This window comes from Gelidibacter mesophilus DSM 14095, assembly GCF_000423005.1.
Lineage (GTDB): Bacteria > Bacteroidota > Bacteroidia > Flavobacteriales > Flavobacteriaceae > Gelidibacter > Gelidibacter mesophilus.
The window spans coordinates 1-1,445 of sequence record NZ_AUHD01000043.1 but is presented as its reverse complement, the minus strand read 5'-3'; the positions used below and the strand labels follow the sequence as shown (position 1 = coordinate 1,445).

At 28.3% G+C, this 1,445-nt stretch carries 1 protein-coding gene; it reads right to left on the bottom strand.

Annotated elements, in window-relative coordinates; all coding sequences use genetic code 11:
• Positions 1-287 precede the first annotated feature (287 nt).
• Positions 288-1,313, bottom strand: coding sequence for a S41 family peptidase (locus G525_RS0117795; protein WP_027127336.1), 1,026 nt, complete (start codon positions 1,311-1,313; stop codon positions 288-290).
• Between the last annotated feature and the right edge of the window lie 132 nt (positions 1,314-1,445).

The window sequence follows — 1,445 nt, the reverse complement described above, 5'->3', positions numbered from 1 at the left end:
TTTTTATTTTCAACAATGTAATTCATTCGTTTTTCATTCTTTCAATTTTCCTTAAATTTCAATATAGCTCCGTTTTTTTTACATTACTGCCAACGGTTTTGTATATGGCTCGTAGCGTGCAAATTAGCGATAACTATTCGGTTAAGCACGAGCCGAATTTTTTAATTTTCTTATTACCTTTCTTTTTCAATAAGCCAAATTAAAAAATTTGGCGGACTTCGCAAATACGCCTGAACTTCCGATTAATCAAATACCTAGCTATGAGCTATATACGTTGTTGTGCTTAGTTATTTTCCAACGAAAAACTTAATTCCTTCCTTTATATTGCCATCTAAAAGCAAATTATCAAAATTATCTTCATCTGTAATTTTAATGTCAGGTATTAATTTATCGTAAAATATTCCATTTCTATCACAATCAAAACCAATCGTTAATGCCATAATTGCTCCATATGGTAAATCTCTTCTAACATTGGATGTCGTTGCTCCGTATGTTTTTTCTCCGATAAAAAGAGTGTTCTCTCTGCCTTTAAAACCTAATGCAGTTACTTCTCCAGAACTGCCTGTTGCTTTTCCGATTATTATGGCAATTTTTATTTTATCCATTAATTCTCCTTTTGGTTTTATAGATGATATTTTTTTTGAATTATTTAAATATTTACCGTTTTTTAATTTGACTTTTGATATCTGTTTTTTATTTAAATTCCGCGTTTCCCAAATATCATTGTTGCCTAAAAAATCATACAAAGCCAAAATCATAGGTATACAATTTCCTCCTGTATTGAATCTTAAATCAATAATCCAACCTTTTATGTTTTGTGAACTTTTAACCTTGACTATCTCATTATACATTGGTTGAGCAATTTTATTGCTTTTTTCGCTATCTAATAAATCGATATTCGGCATTAAAATATAACCATACTGATTTTCTAAAACTTTAACCTCAAAAGTTGGCTTCTTTTTATATTTATTTAACCATTGTTCACTTAAGTCAGAACCTTTTAAACCTCCACTTGATTCTTTGTATGCTTTGTCGTCAAAGATTACTGTGCAATGATTAGCTTCGGTCTTATCGAATAGAAAAGTAATTTCATTAAGCGAACTTTTAAAATCATTATAGTTTTGTAGATTATTATTTAGTTCAAGTTCCGTTTGTTTCCAATTTACTTTTTCCTTGTACAAATAATCTGCTTTCATAGTTGAAACAAGTTTGTTATAAAATGTAGCGATACTATCTTTAGTAGATATTGAGTTTTGTGCTGTTAGATTTATCGTTGTAAAAATCAAGCAAATAATTTTTAAGTATTTTTTCATTATTAATTGGTTATAATTTTAAGAATTATGGTCATTTGTTTAGATAGACGTTATTTTTAATTGAAAGGTTGCCTGAAAATTGTTTTTTTTTAATGACCCGTCCTGAATAAAGGCTACATAATTTTAAACATT